General features: G+C 68.7%; 16 protein-coding genes. 10 read left to right on the forward strand and 6 right to left on the reverse strand.

What is annotated here, in order from left to right; genetic code table 11:
* The 6 genes from ACEQZY_RS01245 to ACEQZY_RS01270 form a co-directional block, all read left to right on the forward strand.
* On the forward strand, positions 1–230 hold a 230-nt coding region (locus ACEQZY_RS01245; protein ID WP_370151736.1), incomplete at its 5' end, for a hypothetical protein.
* A 103-nt stretch (positions 231–333) separates the two neighbouring features.
* Positions 334–2,352, forward strand: coding sequence for a transketolase (gene tkt, locus ACEQZY_RS01250; protein ID WP_370151738.1), 2,019 nt, complete (start codon positions 334–336; stop codon positions 2,350–2,352).
* A gap of 156 nt (positions 2,353–2,508) precedes the next feature.
* Positions 2,509–4,290 (forward strand): ABC transporter ATP-binding protein, encoded by a 1,782-nt coding sequence (locus tag ACEQZY_RS01255; protein ID WP_370151740.1) that lies wholly within the window; start codon positions 2,509–2,511, stop codon positions 4,288–4,290.
* 7 nt (positions 4,291–4,297) lie between these two features.
* Positions 4,298–5,035 carry a lysophospholipid acyltransferase family protein gene (locus ACEQZY_RS01260; RefSeq protein ID WP_341705346.1) on the forward strand — a complete coding sequence of 246 codons (738 nt, stop codon included), beginning with the start codon at positions 4,298–4,300 and terminating at the stop codon, positions 5,033–5,035.
* Complete coding sequence (gene lpxK, locus ACEQZY_RS01265) at positions 5,028–6,008, forward strand: tetraacyldisaccharide 4'-kinase (RefSeq protein ID WP_370151742.1); 981 nt, start codon at positions 5,028–5,030, stop codon at positions 6,006–6,008. The genes ACEQZY_RS01260 and lpxK overlap by 8 nt, the downstream gene beginning before the upstream one ends.
* Complete coding sequence (locus ACEQZY_RS01270; protein ID WP_370151744.1) at positions 6,001–6,891, forward strand: lysophospholipid acyltransferase family protein; 891 nt, start codon at positions 6,001–6,003, stop codon at positions 6,889–6,891. Before lpxK ends, ACEQZY_RS01270 begins: the two co-directional genes overlap by 8 nt.
* Before the next feature lie 19 nt (positions 6,892–6,910).
* On the opposite strand, the gene ACEQZY_RS01275 is transcribed toward ACEQZY_RS01270, so the two are convergent.
* The 3 genes from ACEQZY_RS01275 to xseA are packed head-to-tail and all read right to left on the reverse strand — an operon-like array spanning position 6,911 to position 9,404.
* A complete protein-coding gene (locus ACEQZY_RS01275) occupies positions 6,911–7,735 on the reverse strand; it encodes a M23 family metallopeptidase (protein WP_341704019.1) in 825 nt (274 codons plus the stop codon).
* Complete coding sequence (locus ACEQZY_RS01280; protein ID WP_341704018.1) at positions 7,732–7,953, reverse strand: DUF2093 domain-containing protein; 222 nt, start codon at positions 7,951–7,953, stop codon at positions 7,732–7,734. The genes ACEQZY_RS01275 and ACEQZY_RS01280 overlap by 4 nt, the downstream gene beginning before the upstream one ends.
* Entirely contained in the window at positions 7,953–9,404 is a 1,452-nt protein-coding gene (xseA, locus tag ACEQZY_RS01285) for an exodeoxyribonuclease VII large subunit (RefSeq protein WP_370151747.1), read from the reverse strand. The genes ACEQZY_RS01280 and xseA overlap by 1 nt, the downstream gene beginning before the upstream one ends.
* 98 nt (positions 9,405–9,502) lie before the next feature.
* On the opposite strand from xseA, the gene purD reads away from it, so the two are divergent.
* The 4 genes from purD to ACEQZY_RS01305 all read left to right on the forward strand — a co-directional run bounded on the left by purD (position 9,503) and on the right by ACEQZY_RS01305 (position 13,506).
* Positions 9,503–10,768 carry a phosphoribosylamine--glycine ligase gene (purD, locus tag ACEQZY_RS01290; protein WP_370151749.1) on the forward strand — a complete coding sequence of 422 codons (1,266 nt, stop codon included), beginning with the start codon at positions 9,503–9,505 and terminating at the stop codon, positions 10,766–10,768.
* A gap of 133 nt (positions 10,769–10,901) precedes the next feature.
* A complete protein-coding gene (locus ACEQZY_RS01295; RefSeq protein WP_341704015.1) occupies positions 10,902–11,969 on the forward strand; it encodes a phosphotransferase in 1,068 nt (355 codons plus the stop codon).
* A 2-nt stretch (positions 11,970–11,971) separates the two neighbouring features.
* Complete coding sequence (locus tag ACEQZY_RS01300) at positions 11,972–13,054, forward strand: phosphotransferase (RefSeq protein ID WP_341704014.1); 1,083 nt, start codon at positions 11,972–11,974, stop codon at positions 13,052–13,054.
* The gene (locus tag ACEQZY_RS01305) at positions 13,054–13,506 is read left to right on the forward strand and encodes a GNAT family N-acetyltransferase (RefSeq protein ID WP_370151752.1); all 453 of its coding nucleotides are present in this window, start codon (positions 13,054–13,056) and stop codon (positions 13,504–13,506) included. The genes ACEQZY_RS01300 and ACEQZY_RS01305 overlap by 1 nt, the downstream gene beginning before the upstream one ends.
* A gap of 4 nt (positions 13,507–13,510) precedes the next feature.
* Here the strand turns inward: ACEQZY_RS01305 and ACEQZY_RS01310 are convergent, their stop codons facing one another.
* The 3 genes from ACEQZY_RS01310 to ACEQZY_RS01320 all read right to left on the reverse strand — a co-directional run bounded on the left by ACEQZY_RS01310 (position 13,511) and on the right by ACEQZY_RS01320 (position 16,355).
* Positions 13,511–14,599: a M14 family metallopeptidase gene (locus ACEQZY_RS01310; protein ID WP_370151754.1), complete on the reverse strand. Its 1,089-nt coding sequence runs from the start codon at positions 14,597–14,599 to the stop codon at positions 13,511–13,513.
* Between the two features lie 27 nt (positions 14,600–14,626).
* Positions 14,627–15,832, reverse strand: coding sequence for an acyl-CoA dehydrogenase family protein (locus tag ACEQZY_RS01315; RefSeq protein ID WP_341704011.1), 1,206 nt, complete (start codon positions 15,830–15,832; stop codon positions 14,627–14,629).
* Positions 15,833–15,920: 88 nt separating this feature from the next.
* Positions 15,921–16,355 (reverse strand): nucleoside deaminase, encoded by a 435-nt coding sequence (locus ACEQZY_RS01320; RefSeq protein ID WP_370151801.1) that lies wholly within the window; start codon positions 16,353–16,355, stop codon positions 15,921–15,923.
* Positions 16,356–16,433: the final 78 nt, after the last annotated feature.

The raw sequence follows: 16,433 nt of genomic DNA on the forward strand, positions 1-16,433 counted from the left end.
TCTTCAAGCTGGACGGGCGTGCCGCCGGCGGCGGCGCACAGGCACAGGCCGCAGCCAGACCCGCCCAGGCCGCACCGGCCAAACCCACACCGGCCCAGCCCGCACCGGCCAAACCCGCACCGGCCAAACCCGCACCGGCCAAGCCCACACCGGCCCAGCCCAGGCCCCAGCCCAGCCCAGCCCCCGCACCGGCCGCCGCCGCAGACGACAGCGACTGGCAGGAATTCTGAGCCGCTTCAAAGGCTTTCCGCGGCCCCGCAGCATGGGTTGACGGGGCCCGGTTTGCCCGGCATGGTCGCGCCGCTTTCGACTCCGGAGCGGGATTCCCGACACATGCAGCAGGCCGTTTCCACCGCCGTCCCCACCCACAAGGCAGCCGCCAGCCACGCCGACATGGCCAATGCCATCCGGGCGCTGGCCATGGATGCCGTCCAGAAGGCGAATTCCGGCCATCCCGGCATGCCGATGGGCATGGCGGATGTTGCCACGGTGCTGTTCAGCCGCTTCCTGAAATTCGATCCGCAGAATGCCGCCTGGCCCGACCGCGACCGCTTCGTGCTGTCGGCCGGCCATGGCTCGATGCTGCTCTACGCCCTGCTGTATCTGACCGGCTATCCGGACATGACGCTGGACGAGCTGAAGAATTTCCGCCAGATCGGCAGCCGCACGGCCGGCCATCCGGAATTCGGCCATGCCGGCGGCATCGAGACCACCACCGGCCCGCTCGGCCAGGGCATCGCCACCGCCGTCGGCATGGCGCTGGCGGAGCGCATGCTGGCCGCGCAGTTCGGCGATGCGCTGGTCAGCCACTACACCTATGTCATTGCCGGCGACGGCTGCCTGATGGAAGGCATCAGCCACGAGGCGATCTCGCTGGCCGGCCACCTCAGGCTCGGCAAGCTGATCGTGCTGTTCGACGACAACGAGATTTCGATCGACGGGCCGACCAGCCTGTCGGTGTCGGACGACCAGCTGGCGCGTTTCAGGGCCAGCAACTGGGCCGTCACCCGCGTCGACGGCCATGATCCGGAAGCCGTGGCTGCCGCCATCGCCGCGGCGCAGAATAGCGACCGGCCGAGCCTGATCGCCTGCCGCACCGTGATCGGCTATGGCGCGCCGACCAAGGCCGGCACCGCCGCCACCCATGGCTCGCCGCTGGGCGCCGAGGAAATCAAGGGCACCCGCGAGAAGCTGGGCTGGCCGCATGCCCCCTTCGAGATTCCCGACGCCGTGCTGAAGGCCTGGCGCGAGACCGGCACCGCCGGTGCGGCGAAGTCGAAGGCCTGGCAGGGCGTGCTGGACGGGCTGTCGGCGGAGCAGCGCGCAGACTGGACCCGCCGCATCAGCGGCGACCTGCCGGCGGCTTTTGAGAAGACGATGGCCGAATACAAGGCCAAACTGGTGGCCGACAGGCCGAAATGGGCCACCCGCAAGTCATCGCAGATGGCGCTGGAAGCGATCAATCCGGTGGTGCCGGAAACCATCGGTGGCTCGGCCGACCTGACCGGCTCCAACAACACCAAGACCGCCGGCCTCGCACCGGTGAAGCCCGGCGACTTCGGCGGCCGCTACATGTATTACGGCGTGCGCGAGCATGGCATGGCGGCGGCGATGAACGGCATCGCGCTGCATGGCGGCCTGATCCCCTATGGCGGCACTTTCCTCGTCTTCACCGACTATTGCCGCCCGTCGATCCGCCTCTCGGCCCTGATGGAGCAGCGCGTCATCTATGTGATGACCCATGATTCGATCGGTCTCGGCGAGGATGGCCCGACGCATCAGCCGGTCGAGCATCTGGCCGCCCTGCGCGCCATCCCGAACCTCCTTGTGCTGCGCCCGGCCGATGCGGTCGAGACCGCCGAGGCCTGGCAGGTTGCCCTGCAGCAGAAGCATCGCCCCAGCGTGCTGGCGCTGACCCGCCAGGATCTGCCGGCCCTGCGCATCACCGACAGTGCGGAGAATCTGGTGGCGAAGGGTGGCTACGAGCTGCTGGCCGCCGAAGGTGGCAAGGCGAAGGTCACCCTGCTGGCCACCGGTTCCGAAGTCAGCATCGCCGCCGCGGCGCGCGACCTGCTGCAGAAGGACGGCATCGCGACCCGCCTCGTCTCCATGCCGAGCTTCGAGCTGTTCAACGAGCGGCCCGAGGCCGAGCAGGAAGAGGTGCTGGGCCCGGATACCGTGCGCATCGCCGTCGAGGCCGGCATGCGCCAGGGCTGGGACCGCTATCTCGGCACCCGCGGTGGTTTCGTCGGCATGACGGGCTTCGGTGCCTCCGGCCCCTACGACCAGCTCTACCGCCATTTCGGCATCACGCCCGAGGGCATCGCCGAAGCGGCCCGCAAGCGGCTCTGATCGCAGCCAAATCCCGTCTTTCGCAGATTTCCGGCACTGCCGCCCCTGTTCCCCGGGGGCGGGACTGCACATTTTGTGACGGGCTTCTGTTGGCCGGTCCGGCAGCCCCATGGTATAGCAGCCCTTCGATAACCGATTGATTGGACCGGATTTCCCGTGACCGATACTTCCGACGCCAGCCCGGACCGAGACGCGCCGGCCGGATCTGCCGCCCTGATCCGCCGCCTGCTGGCCGAGCAGGTCCGGCCCCATGTCGGATCGCTGGCGCTGGCGCTGGTCAGCATGGCCGTCGTTGCCGCAATGACGGCGGCCACCGCCTGGCTGCTGAAGCCGGCCATCGACCGCGTCTTCACCGACCGCGACCCCTACTGGACCCTGGCCGTGCCGCTGATGGTCGTCACCGTCGTGGTGATCAAGGCGATTGCCTCCTATTTCGAGGGCACGCTGATGACGCGTTTCGGCGAGCGCATCATCGCCGATACCCAGATCCGCATGTATGCCCATCTGATCCGCTCCGATCTCGCCTGGCTGCATGATTCCCATTCGGGCCGGCTGATCGCCAGCTTCCTCTACGATGCCACGCTGCTGCGCGAGGCGGTCAGCAAGGCGCTGACCGGGATGGTCAAGGACAGTTTCAGCCTGATCTTCCTGACCGGCGTGATGTTCGCGATGCACTGGCAGTTCGCGCTGATCGTCTGCGTGATTTTCCCCTTCGTCGGCCTGACCACCCGCCGGCTGGGCAAGAAGGTGCGCAAGGGTTCGGCGCGCAGCCAGCAGGAAACCGGCAAGCTGACCACCATCCTGAGCGAAACCTTCGACGGCGCCCGCATGGTCAAGGCCTATGGCATGGAACAGCGCGAGATCGAACGCGCCCGTGTCTCGGTGGAGACGCGGCTGAACCATGTGATGAAGGTGGTGCGCGCCCGCGCGGCCGCCAGCCCGGCCACCGAGGCGCTGGGCGGGATCGCCGTGGCCATCATCATCTATATTGGCGGCGTCAGCGACACCCTGACGCTGGGCACCCTGATGGCCTTCATCTATGCCGCCCTGTCCGCCTACCAGCCGCTGAAGTCGCTGGCCAACCTGAACACCGCCCTGCAGGAAGGACTGGCCGCGGCCGAACGCATCTTCGCCCTGCTGGATATCGAACCGAAAATCCGCGAGGCGAAGGATGCGCCCGCCCTGGCCGTGGCCGGCGGCGAGATCCGGCTCGAACAGGTGCGCTTCCGCTACACCGACGAGAAGTCGGCGCTCGATGGCGTGACTCTGGCGGTGCCATCGGGCCGCAAGGCGGCCTTGGTCGGTGCCTCCGGCGCCGGCAAGTCGACCGTGCTGAACCTGATCCCGCGCTTCTACGATGTCATGGAAGGCCGCGTCACCATCGATGGCCAGGATGTGCGCGATGTCAGCCTTGCCTCGCTACGCCGCTCGATTGCGCTGGTCAGCCAGGAACTGACCCTGTTCGACGACACCGTGCGCGCCAACATCGCCTATGGCCGGCCCGAGGCCAGCCAGGCAGAGGTCGAGGCGGCGGCCCGCCATGCCGCCGCGCATGACTTCATCATGGGCCTGCCACAGGGCTACGACACGCTTGTCGGCGAAAACGGCGTCAAGCTGTCGGGCGGCCAGCGGCAGCGCATCGCCATCGCCCGCGCCATGCTGCGCGATGCGCCGATCCTGCTGCTGGACGAGGCCACCAGCGCGCTGGACAGCGAATCCGAGCGCCTGATCCAGGCGGCGCTGACCGAGCTGATGCGCGGCCGCACCACGCTGGTGATCGCCCACCGCCTGAGCACGGTGATCGATGCCGATGTGATCTTCGTGCTCGACCAGGGCCGGCTGGTGGAACAGGGCACGCATCCGGAGCTGCTGGCGCGCGACGGCGCCTATGCCCGGCTCTATGCCACCCAGTTCGCGGCCGAGGCCGCGGTTTCCTGACCGGTCGATGCGCGCCCTGCTCAAGCGGTTTCTGCACAGCCGGCTGGCCGTCCGCATCGGGGCCGATGCCGTCGCCCTCTATGTGCGCCTCGTCCGCTTCTCCTCGCGCTGGCAGCTGCTGGGCAGCGAACATCCGGCGCCGTTCTGGCAGGATGGCAGGCCGTTCATCACCGCCTTCTGGCATGGCCGGCTGCTGATGATGCCCACGGCCTGGACCGGGCGGCGGCCCGTATCGGTGCTGATTTCCCAGCATCGCGACGGCGAGCTGATCGCCCGCGCCATGAGTGCCTTCGACATCGGCACCATCCGCGGCTCGGCCGCCAAGAACGGCCGCGACAAGGGTGGCGGCGCCGCCCTGCGCGCCATCGTGCAGCGGCTGCGGCAGGGCGAATATGTCACCATCACCCCGGATGGCCCGCGCGGCCCGCGCATGCGGGCCGGGATCGGCATCGTCGCCGCCGCCCGGCTCGCCCGGGTGCCAATCCTGCCCGCCGCCTATGCCGTGGCGCGGCGGCGGGTCGCCCGCTCCTGGGACCGCTTCATCATCCCCTGGCCGTTCAATCGCGGCGTCTTCATCTGGGGCGCCCCCATCGATGTCAGCGACGCAGAGGAAAGCATCGAGCAGGCGGCACAGCGCGTCGAGGATGCCCTGAACCGCCTGACCGCCGAGGCCGACCGCCTGTGCGGCCAGATGCCGGTCGAACCGGCCGAGCGACAGGCTGATGAGCGACAGGCCGATGCCTAGCGCCCCCGCCTTCTGGGCCGCCGGCAGCCCGTCGCCCTGGCCCGCCCTGCTGGCCCCGGCCGCCGCACTCTACGGTCTTGGCAACCGGCTGAAGCGGGCCTTCACCACGACACAGGCAGCCGCATTGCCGGTCATATCGGTCGGCAACCTGGTGGCCGGCGGCGCCGGCAAGACCCCTGCCGCCCTCGCGCTCGCCCCCCTGCTGGCGCAGCAGGGCCGGCAGCCGCATTTCCTGACCCGCGGTTATGGCGGCCGTGTGGCCGGGCCGCTGCGGGTCGATCCGGCGCACCACGATGCCGCGCAGGTCGGCGACGAGGCCCTGCTGCTGGCTGCCGCCGCGCCCGCCTGGGTGGCGCGCGACCGGCCGGCCGGCGCCCGCGCCGCGAAGGCCGCCGGCGCCGGCTGCGTGATCGCGGATGACGCCCACCAGACCTGGGCACTGGCGCGGGATCTCTCGCTGCTGGTGGTCGATGGCGGCTACGGCTTCGGCAACGGGCGGCTGCTGCCAGCCGGCCCGCTGCGCGAGCCGCTGGCCGCGGGGCTGGCCCGCGCCGATGCCGTCATTCTTGTCGGCCCTGTCATGGCGCCGCTGCCGGATATGGGCGGCCGCCCGGTTTTCGGCGCCCGCCTGGTTGCCGATCCCGCCGATGCCGCCCGCCTGCGCGGCCGCAGGGTGCTGGCCTTCGCCGGCATCGGCCGGCCGGAGAAATTCTTCGCCACGCTGGAGCAGGCCGGTGCGGTCGTGGTCGGCCGCGAGAGCTTTCCCGACCACGCCCCCTACAGCCCCGACACGATCATGCGGCTGGCCGAAACGGCACAGCAGGCCGATGCCGTGCCGGTGACCACGGCCAAGGACCATGTGCGCCTGCCCGTCGAGGCCCGGCCGATGGCGGAAGCCCTTCGTGTCAGCCTGCGCTTCGACGATCCCGACGCCGTCGGCCGCTTTCTGCAGGAAAGGCTGCCCCGTGCCTGACCGCGTCCGGCCGCATGAATATCTTGCCGCCTGCGGCGCGCATTTCGCCGTATGGCTGTTCCGCCGGCTGCCGCTGGAACGCGCATCGGCGCTGGGCGGCTGGCTGGCACGCCGGCTCGGCCCGCTTTTCAGCGTGCACCGGCTTGCCGCGCGCAACCTGGCCCGGGCGATGCCGGAACTGGACGCGCCCACCCGCGCGCGCATCCTCGACGGCATGTGGGACAATCTCGGCCGCGTGCTGGCCGAGTATCCGCATCTCGGCCATATGCAGCAGGGCCCGGCCGATGCGCCGGGCAGGATCGAGGTGGTCGGCATCGAGCATCTGGCCGGTATCCACGAGAACGGCCGGCCGGCGATCTTCTTCTCGGCCCATTACGGCAACTGGGAACTGCCGGGCCTGGCCGCCTCCTGGCATGGCCTGGCGCTGGTGCAGGTCTACCGTGCCGCCAACAACCCGCTGACCGAGAATCTTCTGCAGCGCCTGCGCGAGCCGGTCGGCGGCCGGCATTTCCCGAAGGGTGCCGAAGCCGCCCGCGAACTGATCCGGGCCCTGAAGCGCAACGAATCCCTGGGCCTGATGGTCGACCAGAAGCTCAATAACGGTGTCGCCGTGCCGTTTTTCGGCCGCGACGCCATGACGGCGCCGGCCATTGCCGAATTCGCTTTGCGCTTCGGCTGCCCGGTTTTTCCCGCCCGCGCCGAGCGCCTTGGCGGCACGCGCTTCCGGGTCACCGTCGAGCCGCCGCTGACCTTCACATCGACGGGCGACCGCGAGGCCGACGTCTACGCGGCATTGCTGCAGATCAACCGCAAGCTGGAAGACTGGATCCGCGACCGGCCCGATCACTGGTTCTGGGTGCACAGGCGCTGGCCGAAGGACTGAGAACTGCCGGAATCCCCGCTCAGGGTTTGCGGGCCGGCAGCAGCAGCAGCGGATCAAGCCGCACATCGAACCAGTTGACCCGCCAGTCGAGATGCGGGCCGGTGGCACGGCCGGTGGCGCCCACCGTGCCGATTGCTTCGCCCTGCTTCACCTGCTGGCCCACTGTCACACCGACCTCCCGCAGATGGGAATAGGCCGCCGTGATGCCCATGCCGTGATCCAGAATGACGGTGCCGCCGGTATAGTACAGGTCCTTCTCGGCCATCACGACGATACCCGCGGCAGACGCCACCACCGGACTGCCGGCCGGCGCGGCGATGTCGACGCCGAAATGCGGCTGACGCGGTTCGCCGTTCAGGATGCGCTGGCTGCCATAGACGCCACTGACCGGGCCGTCCGCCGGCCAGATCCAGCCCTGCAGGAAATCGGTGCGCGGGCTGTTCTGCCGGCGCACCTCCGCGATCTTCTCGTTTTCGCGGCGGATGCGCTCCAGCACCGCGGCCGGCGGCGTCACCTGCGCCGGTGGCAGTCCGTCGATGCGCTGGATATCGTAATCGCGGCGGGCGATCTGCAGCCGCACCAGAACCTGTTGGCCATCCGGCTGGCGCACCTGCAGCGGCATGTCGGCCGCCTCGTCGCGGCCGAAACCGAAGACATACTCGCCATTCGGCCCCACCGGCACCGGGCGGTCGCCCAGCCGCAGCACCGTGCCCGGCACCACACTGCCGGTGATCATGCCGCCCTGGATGAAATCGCCGCGCCAGGACATGCCGGCCGGCGGCTCGTTCGCCAGCGCCGGCGCGATGCCCAGCAAAGCGACGAGAGCGGCGAAAAGGTGCTTCATGAGCCGGCGCCCGGATCGCCGTAGATGCCGCGCAGGGCGGCCACGGCATCGGCATAGGCCTCCTGCCGCTCGACGCTCCAGTAGCGCAGGCGGTCGAGCCGTATCTGCACCCCGGTCACGGCGCAGACGACATAGGAGCCCGGGAACACGATATCGAAGGCGGCATCGCGATAGCGCAGCCTGGCTTCGATATCGCGGGACAGCGGCGGCGTCTGCATCAGAACAGTTCCCCCTGCTTGACCGGCTTGCGCGGGACGGCGGCGGGCGCCGCACGCCGCGGCGATTTGACCGGCGCCGGGGCATCCCCATCGCCATCGATGCGGGCCGCGCGGCGGCCATCCTGCATCTCGATGCTGATGGCATCGCCCGGCTGCAGGCCGGTCACCTGTTTCAATGCCCGGCCGTCGGCGCCATAGACAACGGCAAAGCCGCGTGCCAGCACGTTGCGGTAAGACAGACTCTCCAGCAGCTTGGCCGGCTGCGCCAGGCGCTGCGCCGCATCGGCCTGACGCTGGCGCAGCGCGCGCAGCAGCCGCGCATCGGCCTCGGCCAGGCGACGGCGATAATCGGCCACCTCGCGCTTCAGCAGGGTCGGCCGCAGCTTGGCGATCTGGGTGTCGAGCCGGCCGCGCTGCACCTGCAGGCCGACTTTCAGGCCGGCCTTCAGCCGTTCGGACAGATCGTCGAAACGCTGGCGCGCCATCTCCAGCTGTTCGCGCGGGCCACGCAGGCCACGGGCCAGTGCATCGAGGTTATGGCGCTTTTCGCGCGCCAGCCGCAGCATGGCGCGGCGCAGGCGGTCGTCGAGGCTGCCGACATCGCCGATCAGGTCCAGCCGCACCGGTACCGCCATCTCGGCCGCCGCCGTCGGTGTCGGAGCCCGGCGGTCGGAGGCGAAATCGATCAGCGTGGTATCGGTCTCGTGGCCCACCGCTGAGATCAGCGGAATGGCGGATTCGGCGGCAGCCCGCACCACGGCCTCTTCGTTGAAGGCCATCAGGTCTTCGAGACTGCCGCCGCCGCGCGCAACGATCAGCAGGTCGGGACGCGGAACCGGCCCGTCCCCGGCCAGCGTGTTGAAGCCGCGGATCGCGCGGGCCACCTGCTCGGCGGCGCCCTCGCCCTGCACCAGCACCGGCCAGACGATCACATGGGTCGGGAAGCGGTCTTCCAGGCGGTGCAGGATGTCGCGGATCACCGCGCCGGTCGGCGAGGTCACCACGCCGATCACCCGCGGCAGGTAGGGCAGCGGCTTCTTGCGTTCCTGGGCGAACAGGCCCTCTGCGGCAAGTTTCTGCCTGCGCTGTTCCAGCAGGGCCATCAGGGCGCCGAGCCCCGCCAGCTCCATCCGCTCGACCACCATCTGGTATTTCGAGCGGCCCGGATAGCTGGTCAGCTTGCCCGAGCAGATCACCTCCATGCCGTCTTCCGGCCGGATGCCGAGCCGGGCGGCGCTGCCCTTCCAGCAGACCCCGTCCAGCACCGAATCGGCATCCTTGAGGGAAAAATACAGATGGCCGGAGGCGGCCCGCTTGAAGCCGGAAATCTCGCCGCGCACCCGTACCCAGCCGAAGGTCTCCTCGATGCTGCGTTTCAGGCGCAGCGAGAGCTCGGTAACGCTGTATTCCGGGACGTTGCTGGCCGTCTGGGCCTGGGCTGAATCACTCATCCTGCGAACCTTGCATGCCGCGCCCGCATGATACAAAGATTGCCCCCGCCGCTCTAGGCCTCCGGGCCGCCAGACCCCTCTTTTACGGGAAGCCGGACATGAATGTTCTCGTCATCGGATCGGGCGGGCGCGAGCACGCCCTGTGCTGGAGCCTCGCCGCCTCGCCGCTGGTCAACAAGCTGGTCTGCGCCCCGGGCAATCCCGGCATCGGCCAGGTGGCGAAACTGGTTGCCGTCGATCCGCTCGACCGCGATGCCGTGCTGCAGCTCTGCCGCGACGAGCATATCGACTTCGTGGTGGTCGGACCGGAAGCCCCGCTGGTGGCCGGCTTGGTGGATCATCTCGAAGCCGCCGGCTTTGCCTGCTTCGGCCCGACGAAAGCTGCCGCACGGCTGGAGGGCTCGAAGGGCTTCATGAAAGACCTCTGCGCCAAATACGGTATCCCGACCGCTGCCTATGGCCGCTTTTCCGATGCGGCCGAGGCCGCGGCTTTCATCCGCAAGCAGGGCGCACCGATCGTGGTGAAGGCCGATGGCCTCGCCGCCGGCAAGGGCGTGACCGTGGCGATGACCCTGGACGAGGCGCTGGCGGCCAATGCCGCGCTGTTCACCGTGCCCGGCGCCGAGGTCGTGATCGAGGAATTCCTCGATGGCGAAGAAGTCAGTTTCTTCGCGCTGGTCGATGGCGAAACCGCGCTGCCGCTGGCATCGGCGCAGGATCACAAGCGGGTCGGCGACGGCGATACCGGACCCAATACCGGCGGCATGGGCGCCTATTCGCCAGCCCCGGTGCTGACGCCGGAGCTGGAGCGCTTCGTGATGGAGCGCATCGTGCAGCCGACCGTGGCGGCGATGAAGGCCGAGGGTTGCCCGTTCAGGGGCGTGCTGTTCGCCGGCCTGATGCTGACCGCCACCGGGCCGAAGCTGCTGGAATACAATACCCGCTTTGGCGACCCGGAATGCCAGACCCTGATGCTGCGGCTGAAATCCGACCTGCTGCCGGCCCTGATGGCATCGCGCGACGGCGTGCTGAAGGATTTCGACCTGCGCTGGCGCGACGAGCATGCCGTGTGCATCGTGATGGCCGGCGAAGGCTATCCGGGCGAACCCCGCAAGGGCACCATGATCAAAGGCCTTGATGCCGCTGCGTCTCTGCCAGATGTGGTGATCTTCCATGCCGGCACCAGAGCCGGGCCGGATGACACCATCCTTGCCAATGGCGGCCGGGTGCTGGGCATCTGCGGCCTTGGCGCCACCACCCGCGAGGCCCAGGCACGGGCCTATGCCGCTGTGGACAAAATCGACTGGCCGGAAGGCTTCTGCCGCCGCGACATCGCCTGGCGCGCCATCGCGCGCGAAGGCTGAGCCGGATTTCTCCGGGCGATTCCAGCCGCATCCGGACGGTCCGCAAGCGGGCGGTTGCGCCGCCCGCCATCGCTTGGCTATCGTGTCCGGGAGTGCCCGGTCCGGCGCTCCAACGACACGAGGAAACCGAAGTATGAGCGATCAGGATCGCTTCGCCGGCACCATGCCGGTGCAGGAGCGCCACAGGTTTGACGAAGCCGCGCTGGAGCGCTGGCTGAAAGAGAATGTGCCCGACTACAAGGGGCCGCTGACCATCCTGCAGTTCAGGGGCGGCCAGTCCAACCCGACCTTCATGCTGGCCACCCCGGCGAAGAAATATGTGCTGCGCCGCAAGCCGCCGGGCAAGCTGCTGCCCTCGGCCCATGCCGTCGACCGCGAATACCGGGTGATCACCGCGCTGGGCAAAACCGACGTGCCGGTGGCCCGCACCTACGGCCTGTGCGAAGACGACAGCGTGATCGGCACGGCCTTCTATGTGATGGACTGCGTCGAGGGTCGCATCTACTGGGACCAGCGCCTGCCGGACCTGAGTCGCGACGAGCGCGCCGGCATCTTCGATGCCATGAACAGGACCATCTCTGCCCTGCACAAGGTCGACTACAGCGCCATCGGTTTGGGCGACTATGGCAAGCCGGGCGACTATTTCGCCCGCCAGATCGCGCGCTGGAGCAAGCAGTACAAGGCCTCCGAGACGGAAGAGATTCCGGCCATGGACAGGCTGATCGAGTGGCTGCCGGCGCATATCCCGCCGGGCGAAGAGACCAGCATCGTGCATGGCGACTACCGGATGGACAACATGATCTTCCATCCGACCGAGCCGCGGGTGATCGCCGTGCTCGACTGGGAACTGTCGACGCTGGGGCATCCGCTGGGGGATTTCACCTATCACCTGATGTCGTGGCGGCTGGCGCCGGAAACCTTCCGCGGCATTGCCGGCGTCGATTATGCCGCGCTCGGCATCCCGACCGAGGCCGAGTATATCGCCGCCTATTGCCGGCGCACCGGCCGCGACGGCATTCCGCATCTCGATTTCTACATGGCCTACAACATGTTCCGCATTGCGGGCATCCTGCAGGGGATCATGGGCCGGGTGAAGGACGGCACCGCTGCCAGCCAGCATGCGATCGAATCGGGCAAACGCGCCCGCCCGATCGCCGAGCAGGCCTGGGCGCTGGTGGAGAGGATGACGGGAGGCAAATAGGCATGGCAGCATCCGCCGACCTGACCCCCGTACAACCGCAACACCGGTTCGACGAGGCCAGGCTGGCGGCGTATCTTGCCGACCATCTGCCGGATTTCCGCCTGCCGCTGAATGTGCAGCAATTCCGCGGCGGCGGTGCCAATCCCGCCTTCCTGCTGCATGCGCCGGGCCGCAGCTACGTGCTGCGCAAGCGCACCCTGCCGAAAAAGGGCCTCGACATTGCCGCGTCCACCGCGCGGGATTTCGGCCTGATCAGCGCCCTGCACGAGGCAGCCCTGCCGGTTGCCGCGCCGCGGCTGGTCTGTGCCGATGCCAGCGTCATCGGCACGCCTTTCTACCTGCTGGACCACGTGCCGGGCCGGCATTTCCGCGATCCCAACCTGCCCGGCATGGACCCCAAGCAGCGCCATGCCCTCTATGACGCGATGGCGGCCGCGCTGGCGCAGATCCATGCCCTGCCGCCAGCGCAGACCGGCCTGCCGGCCAATGGCGACGGGCAGGATTATCTGGTCCGGCAGATCGCCGCGCTGATCGAGCAGTATCGCGGCAACCGCACCGAAGAGATCGCGCCGATGGAGCGGCTGCTCGACTGGCTGCCGGCTCATGTGCCTGCCGAACGCACGGCCACGCTGATGCACGGCAATTTCCGTATCGACAACCTGGTCTTCCACCCGGCCGAACCGCAGGTGGTTGCCGTGCTCGACTGGGATCTTGCGCTGATCGGCCACCCGCTGGCCGACCTTGCCATCAACTGCATGCCCTACCGCGTCACCATCCCCGGCATGGGCAGCCTGCAGGGACTCGACTTCATCGAAAGCGGCATCCCCGGCGAAGCCGATTACGTCGCCGCCTATTGCCGCCATGCCGGCCGCCCGGCTCCCGAGGAAGGCGGCATCGCGCACTGGAATTTCTATCTCGCCTTCGCGCTGTTCCGGGTGGCCGTGATGGCGCAGGGCATCGTGAAGCGCAGCCAGGCCGCCGGCAACGGCACAGCGCCGCCCGCGCCGGCACTGAAGGCCTATGCTGCCGTGGTCCGTTCGGTGTCGCACCAGGCCTGGCATCTGGTCGATGGCGGCGACGACTGATGCTGCGGCTGCGGCCGGCACGGGCGGATGAGCTGCCGGCAGTGACCGAACTCTGCCTGCGGTCCAAGGCCGTCTGGGGCTATGACGCCGCCTTCATCGCCGCCTGCCGCACCGAACTGACGGTGACGCTGGACGATCTGCGGGGCTCCTGCTGCGTGGTCGCCGAGCAGGCTGGCGAGGCCGTCGGCTTCGCCCAGGTCTCGGTTGCCGGCGATACCGCCGTGCTCGACAAGCTGTTCATCGAGCCTGCCTGCCTGCGCAGCGGTATCGGCCGGCGGCTGTGGGTCTGGGCGGTGGAAACGGCAGGCCGCCTGGGGGCCCGCCGCCTGCTCATCGATGCCGACCCTGATGCCGCGGATTTCTACCGCCGCATGGGCGCCCGCCCTGCCGGCACGGCCCCTTCCGGCTCCATCCCCGGCCGCCGGCTGCCGCGCCTGGCCCTCGACCTGTAGCAGCTCAGCCGGCCAGCCCGCGGAAGGCGCGCAGGGCGAAATCGGCGGCGCGGCCGTAGACGGCGGCCTTCCACGGTGCCGTATCCGTGTAGAAGGCATCGCGGATATTCCGCTTCAGCCGCCGCCCCAGTTCGGACTCCGCATCGCCCCTGGCATGCAGCCAGTGGTCGCCGCGCAGCGCCTCGGTCACCATCGGCATCGGCACGGTGCCGTATTCGAGCGCGATGGCGATCAGTTCCACCTGCGGCGGCAGGTCGCGGAAGGCTTCCGGCAGGGTGCCGGTCACCTTCGCCGAGGTCGAGGTGCCGGAATTCGGATTGGTCACTTCCGGACCGAACACGGCGCGCGAGCGCTCCTCGCTGCCCATGCCGTCGGGGCCGATATAGATCGGCTCGCCATAGCCCATCGGCCCGAGGCCGGTATGGAAATCGATGCTGGCGAGTTTCTTCACCCCGGCCGGCACATGCTCCCGCAGGATGCGGCGGAAGGTGTCGTTCGACCAGGTCGGCTTCTGCCCGCCGAAGAACAGACCATCGGGCCGGGTATACTGGCCGCCCGACATCGCCGACTGGAAGGCGAAGGCGCCATGCTTCTGCTGGTAGGCCATGATCGCCGCATCCGCGGCGGCGCGGCCTTGGCCCTCCCAGTGATCGGGGATCAGGAAATCATGGACCTCCTCGTAGGGCCTGTTCTCGGGCAGCGGCTTCGAGAAGTCCTGGAAATTGCGGTTGAGGTCGACATTGTCCTCGGTCACCCGGCGCAGCCAGGCAAAGCCGTGGGGATTGATGGCATGCACCATCACCGCCCTGCAGCCGGCCGGCATCGCCTCGAACAGGCGGTCGCGGAAATGGCCGATCTGGGCGCCCGACCCGCAGAAGCCCTCGGCACCATGGGTGCCGGAGATGGTCAGATACACCCGGTCGGCATCGGCCGGACCGAGACAGGCGACATCGGTGGTCAGCACCTCGCCGCCGGGCCCCCTGGCATGGGGATTCTCGTAGGCGGTCAGCGTGGCGCCGGCCGCCTTCGCCTCGGCACGGAATTTCTCCCGTGCCTCGGCGTAGGTGGCAGAAAAATACTGCTCGACTGTCATGGGGGGGAGGCTTTCTTTTTTACGAGCTCAGTTCCAGCGGGCGAGTTCCAGCCGCCCGATCTGGTTGCGGTGCACCTCGTCGGGGCCGTCGGCAAAGCGCAGCGTGCGGGCCTGGGCATAGGCCGCGGCGATGCCGAAATCCGAGGTCACGCCGCCGCCGCCATGCACCTGCATGGCCCAGTCGATCACCTGGCAGGCCATGGTCGGCGCCACCACCTTGATCATGGCGATTTCCTTGCGCGCCGCCTTGTTGCCGACGGTGTCCATCTTCCAGGCCGCATGCAGGGTCAGCAGGCGGGCCTGGTCGATCAGGCAGCGGGCCTCGGCGATGCGCTCCAGCGTGACGGTCTGCTCGGAGACCGGCTTGCCGAAGGCGACACGGCTCTTGGCGCGCTTGCACATCTTCTCCAGCGCACGCTCGGCCTGACCGATCAGGCGCATGCAATGGTGGATGCGGCCCGGACCGAGGCGGCCCTGCGCGATCTCGAAACCGCGCCCCTCGCCCAGCAGCATGTTCGAGGCCGGCACACGGACATTCTCGAACACCACCTCGCCATGGCCATGCGGCGCATCGTCATAGCCGAAGACCGGCAGCATGCGCAGCACCTTCACACCCGGTGCATCGCGCGGCACCAGGATCATCGACTGCTGCTTGTACTTGTCCGGATTCTTCGGGTCGGTCTTGCCCATGAAGATCAGGATCTTGCAGCGCGGATCGCCGATGCCGGAGGTCCACCATTTGCGGCCGTTGATCACATACGAGTCGCCATCGCGCCGGATCTCGGCCTCGATATTGGTGGCATCCGACGAGGCCACCGCCGGCTCGGTCATGGCGAAGGCCGAGCGGATCTTGCCCTCCAGCAGCGGCGCCAGCCATTCCTTCTTGTGCTCCTCGGTGCCGTAGCGTTCCAGCACTTCCATGTTGCCGGTATCGGGCGCCGAGCAGTTGAACACCTCGGGCGCCCAGTGCACGCGGCCCATGATTTCGCACAGCGTGGCGTATTCGTGGTTCTTGAGCCCGGCGCCGCGCTTGGATTCCGGCAGGAACAGGTTCCACAGGCCCTGCGCCTTCGCCTTTTCCTTCAGCTCCTCGATCACCTTGGTCGGCTGCCAGCGGTCGCCCTCGGCAACCTCCTGTTCGAAGCGGTGCTCGTTCGGATAGACGTGGTCGTCCATGAAGCGGCTGACTTTTTCCTGCAGCTCCTTGACGCGATCGGAGAATTCGAAGTCCATGATGTTTCATCCCTTGATTTATAGTGAACCGATATCGGTAGACCCGGGCAGTCTATGCCCGTCGCCCCGGCTCGGCTAGGCACAGGGATCAGCGCCGGGCGGCGAAAAACTGCCGCAGCAGCCCGGCGGCTTCGTCCTCGCCGATGCCCGGATAGACCTCCGGGCGATGATGACAGGTCGGCTGCGCGAAGAACCGCCCGCCATGGGCGACGCCGCCGCCCTTGGGATCCCCGGCACCGTAATACAGCCGCCGCAGGCGGGCGAAGCTGATGGCGCCGGCGCACATGGCGCAGGGCTCCAGGGTGACGTAGAGGTCGCAACCGCTTAGGCGCTCGGCGCCGAGCGTGGCCGCGGCCCGGCGGATCGCGAGGATTTCCGCATGGGCGGTGGGATCGTTCAGCGCCCGGGTCTCGTTGCCGGCCCGGGCGACAACCGCTCCGCCGGCCGGATCGACGATCACGGCGCCGACCGGCACCTCGCCGCGGGCGGCGGCGGCACGGGCCTCCTCGAGGGCGATGTCCATGGGCGACGACATGGCCGGCAGCCTGCGGGAGGCTTCCGCGGGCGTCAAGCTGCTGCCCCTTGTTGCCCGGCGATTCCG

The sequence above is a fragment of the Ferrovibrio sp. genome (assembly GCF_964218355.1).
Lineage (GTDB): Bacteria > Pseudomonadota > Alphaproteobacteria > Ferrovibrionales > Ferrovibrionaceae > Ferrovibrio.

What these genes read in the sequence shown, in the direction of transcription:
- xseA (WP_370151747.1), bottom strand. Translation starts at nt 9,404, where the DNA reads ATGAGTGATTCAGCCCAGGCCCAGACGGCCAGCAACGTCCCGGAATAC.
- ACEQZY_RS01315 (WP_341704011.1), bottom strand. Translation starts at nt 15,832, where the DNA reads ATGGACTTCGAATTCTCCGATCGCGTCAAGGAGCTGCAGGAAAAAGTC.
- ACEQZY_RS01305 (WP_370151752.1), top strand. Translation starts at nt 13,054, where the DNA reads ATGCTGCGGCTGCGGCCGGCACGGGCGGATGAGCTGCCGGCAGTGACC.
- lpxK (WP_370151742.1), top strand. Translation starts at nt 5,028, where the DNA reads ATGCCTAGCGCCCCCGCCTTCTGGGCCGCCGGCAGCCCGTCGCCCTGG.
- ACEQZY_RS01310 (WP_370151754.1), bottom strand. Translation starts at nt 14,599, where the DNA reads ATGACAGTCGAGCAGTATTTTTCTGCCACCTACGCCGAGGCACGGGAG.
- ACEQZY_RS01275 (WP_341704019.1), bottom strand. Translation starts at nt 7,735, where the DNA reads ATGAAGCACCTTTTCGCCGCTCTCGTCGCTTTGCTGGGCATCGCGCCG.
- tkt (WP_370151738.1), top strand. Translation starts at nt 334, where the DNA reads ATGCAGCAGGCCGTTTCCACCGCCGTCCCCACCCACAAGGCAGCCGCC.
- ACEQZY_RS01320 (WP_370151801.1), bottom strand. Translation starts at nt 16,355, where the DNA reads ATGGACATCGCCCTCGAGGAGGCCCGTGCCGCCGCCGCCCGCGGCGAG.
- ACEQZY_RS01280 (WP_341704018.1), bottom strand. Translation starts at nt 7,953, where the DNA reads ATGCAGACGCCGCCGCTGTCCCGCGATATCGAAGCCAGGCTGCGCTAT.
- ACEQZY_RS01260 (WP_341705346.1), top strand. Translation starts at nt 4,298, where the DNA reads ATGCGCGCCCTGCTCAAGCGGTTTCTGCACAGCCGGCTGGCCGTCCGC.
- ACEQZY_RS01300 (WP_341704014.1), top strand. Translation starts at nt 11,972, where the DNA reads ATGGCAGCATCCGCCGACCTGACCCCCGTACAACCGCAACACCGGTTC.
- purD (WP_370151749.1), top strand. Translation starts at nt 9,503, where the DNA reads ATGAATGTTCTCGTCATCGGATCGGGCGGGCGCGAGCACGCCCTGTGC.
- ACEQZY_RS01295 (WP_341704015.1), top strand. Translation starts at nt 10,902, where the DNA reads ATGAGCGATCAGGATCGCTTCGCCGGCACCATGCCGGTGCAGGAGCGC.